Origin of the sequence: Mycetohabitans sp. B2, from assembly GCF_021733735.1 — a bacterium.
Classification (GTDB): Bacteria; Pseudomonadota; Gammaproteobacteria; order Burkholderiales; family Burkholderiaceae; genus Mycetohabitans; species Mycetohabitans rhizoxinica.
Genome location: NZ_JAHKSP010000081.1, coordinates 1 through 3,279, shown reverse-complemented (window position 1 = coordinate 3,279; position 3,279 = coordinate 1). Strand labels below are relative to the sequence as shown.

The 3,279-nt window shown below is 52.4% G+C and carries 2 protein-coding genes and 1 pseudogene; 1 reads left to right on the top strand and 2 read right to left on the bottom strand.

Translation table 11 applies throughout. The annotated features are described in order from the left end of the window. Nucleotides 1–205 (bottom strand): Rpn family recombination-promoting nuclease/putative transposase (locus KPG66_RS16085; protein WP_237070330.1); only part of this gene is annotated, 205 nt, incomplete at its 3' end. A 121-nt stretch (nt 206–326) separates the two neighbouring features. Beyond that, a pseudogene (locus tag KPG66_RS16080) lies at nt 327–522 on the bottom strand (IS6 family transposase); the annotation flags it as partial. Nucleotides 523–1,651: 1,129 nt separating this feature from the next. Here KPG66_RS16080 and KPG66_RS16075 point away from each other — a divergent pair. Beyond that, the coding region (locus KPG66_RS16075; RefSeq protein WP_237071467.1) for a condensation domain-containing protein at nt 1,652–3,279 on the top strand (1,628 nt) is incomplete at its 3' end.

Here is a 3,279-nt window from a genome sequence, read left to right as displayed (position 1 = left end):
GCAGCGACCACAGCACGTCCGAATAGTAGGCGCGTAGATCCTCTTCCACAAAGCTGCCCGACTCCAGACGCAACGTGTCCAGGTCGCACTGCGCCAACCACTGCGTGGGCAAATGCAGGCTTAAAAAGTCCCGTGCGGTTTCCGGATGCGTGAGGAACTGCTTGAAGAGCGCATCGTGCGGCGTCATCGTCGAGGAGCGTTTCATAGCGGACGTGGATTATGGGGACCGCTTACTTTACCATCGCGCGCGCGGGGCACACTCCCACGGTGGCCCTTTGTTGCGAGGACAGAAATGGACATTTCAAACCAATTTTCTGCACGCATTTTCTCTGTCTTTGCGCGCGTTGGATGAAGGGAAACGGCCAGCCGAGTCGGTCGCACCAGCGGCTTAACGATTTGTACGTCACCGTCACAACGCGCTCAAGCAGCAGTTCTCGATGTCACGCAACCCCAGGCTGAAGCGAAAGTACCACCGAACCGCGCAGCTCATGATCGACGCGCCGGGAAACGGTAACCGTGATAGAGCCTTTCGCGTCATGCAGTCGCGTCAGGGCATTGTGGCTGGAACAGTAAGCACGGCGGTTTCTTGATTGTTTCTTAAAATATCGCATTGGGTTAATTTTATGGTTAATTGTTGTTAGCTAATTGGCGCAGGTGTAATTTTATAAATTTGAATAACATAAATATCTTCGTATTTCTTGTCAGCTGCGACAGCTCAGTTACCGGCGACATGCTGTTTGAATGCTTTTCTGTTCTGATTTTGTCGGTTTTGAGGAAGGGAAAAAGCTTTGGCTGCTTGAAATTACGATCTATAGTGTTTTTGCATCACAGTAACTGTTCATGTGGGCACGAAACCTCATCCTTGCGCGTGGTGCAGTTTATCCAAAAAATGGGATGATTCGTCGGCAGGCGCGACTGCCGTTTCATACAGGCGATGTCTGGAGTAAACGTAATGACGAAGTATCCTAATATAGCACCAGCCCAAGTTGTCTTATGCGGTATGCACACTTCCCCCTATCCTTCTTGCCTTGAGCCTGCTTTGTAAGCGGCGGCGCGATGGCGCCTTAATTGCGGGCAATAGCCCACATGGGCATGGATATAGTTGAATTGTTCACGTTTCAGTTGTTAATCTGCAATGTTGTATCGTCCCATTGGGGGCGACGCTTTATCGAGTCCAGTTGACTCGCTAAGCGGGGAAGCGGTTTTGCGGATTCCATGCAAGTTGATGGACAGCAAAACAGCAGGTATGGCTGGTCACTCAACAGACGGGTAATGTATGTTTAATGCAGTCAGCGCGGTTTGCTGCCACGCTTAACATCAGTATGCCTAAGCAGAGCGGTGAGCCACTGTGGCCCGTTGGGTATGAACATTAGCAGCGCTGTATTGCGATGTGCCGTTGGGGTTGGTTTGGCATGCACATGGGTTGCCATATTGGCCAGTGATTGCTTCCGATTTTTCATGGTGGGCATGGTATCTGCTAAGAAGACCTATAAAGTTATCCCTTGAAAGATTGTCGATTGGTACAAGCAGAAGCAGACGTAATAGTTATTGTGAAATTTGTACTACTAAAGGTTGCACAAAGTCAAAGATGATTGGTTGACTGATTCAGCTATGTAAACGGATTGCTTCTCGTCTGGATTGGAGCTCAATTATGTCTATTAGCGTCACGCCACTTACGTATCCGTTATCCACTGCCCAAACGGAAATCTGGCTTGCTCAGCAGCTCTATCCAGACAGCCCTGCCTATATCATTGGTCAGTACACGGTCATTGAAGGCGTCGTTGATCCAGCCTTGTTCGAAGCGGCGTTGCGGCAGGTGATCCATGAAGCGGATAGCCTGCGGTTGTATTTCGTTGAGACCGATGAAGGCATTCAACAGTATGTTGGTTCGCTAGCGTGGTCGCTATCGCGGGTTGACCTCAGTGCGGAAGCGGACTCGCAAGCCGCCGCTCAAGCATGGATGCGCGCCGATTATGAACAGCCATTGGATATTTTACAAGGACCGCTGTTCCATTATGCATTGCTGAAAACCGCTTCGGATCAGGTGCTGTGGTACCAGCGCTATCACTCTATCATGATGGATGGCGTGGGTATGCACCTTATCGCGCAACGCGTCGCGCAGGTGTACAGCGCGATGTGTGAGGGCGCCAAGCCCGCTCCATGCACTTTCAGGTCCGTATCTCAGTTGTTAAAGAAGAATGCCCAATATCGCAATTCGGCACAATGGGCGCGCGATGAAACGTATTGGCTCAAGCGTTGCGCTAATTGGCCTGAACCGGTGGTATATGCAGGCCAGCTTGCGAGCGCCTCTCATCTTCATTTATGCCATACTGCTGATCTTGTCCAGTCCGATAGCCAGGGGATTGATACATTTGAGTCTTCTGCAATTGATTTAGTCCAACTTGTTACTGCCGCCATGGCGGCCTATCTGCATCGGCTAACCGGGGTGCAGGATGTGGTACTCGGCGTCCCGGCGACAGTTTGCTCGAGTATGGGCCGATGCGTCCCCGGTAGGGTATCTAACATACTGCCGGTACGGCTGACTGTTCGGCCAAGCACAAGCCTCTCGGCGCTGAAGGACCAAGTAGCAAAAAAAATTCATCAGGGACTGCGGCATCAGCGCTATCCGATTGATGCGTTACGCCACGTATTGGGATTGACGCCCACTCAGCGGTTGTTGAGTTCCCTATTGGACGTCGGAGTGGTGGATAACCATCTGTTATTTGGTGCGTCTTCGTCAACGAGCCATTTTTTAGCCACTGGATCGATCGAAAGTCTCCTTGTCGTGGCCCATGCTCAGCCCGATAGCCCTATGCTGCGGATTGCTTTGGATGCGAACCGCGCATTCGACACGGCAAGTGAACTCACCACACCTCAACATGGTTTCCTAACGTTCATTAAAGCGCTCAACGCCGAGCTTATTCGGCCTATCAGCGGCGTTGACTGGCTCAATGCAGCGCAGCAGCAGCGCTTGCTTGTCGAATGGAACACCACCGCGCAACCGGTGCCTGACGCGACGCTGCCCGAGTTGTTTGAAAAACAGGTCGAGCGTACCCCTGATGCCACTGCACTGGTGTGCGTAGACCAGACGCTCAGTTACGCGGAGCTGAATGCTCAGGCAAACCGTCTGGCTCATCGGCTGATCCGGCTGGGGGTGGTAGCGCAGACGCCCGTGGCAGTGTTGATGCAGCGCTCGCCCGAGCGCGTGGTCGCAGCGCTGGCCGTCATCAAAGCCGGCGGCGTCTATATGCCACTGAACGAGCAATGGCCTGATACTCG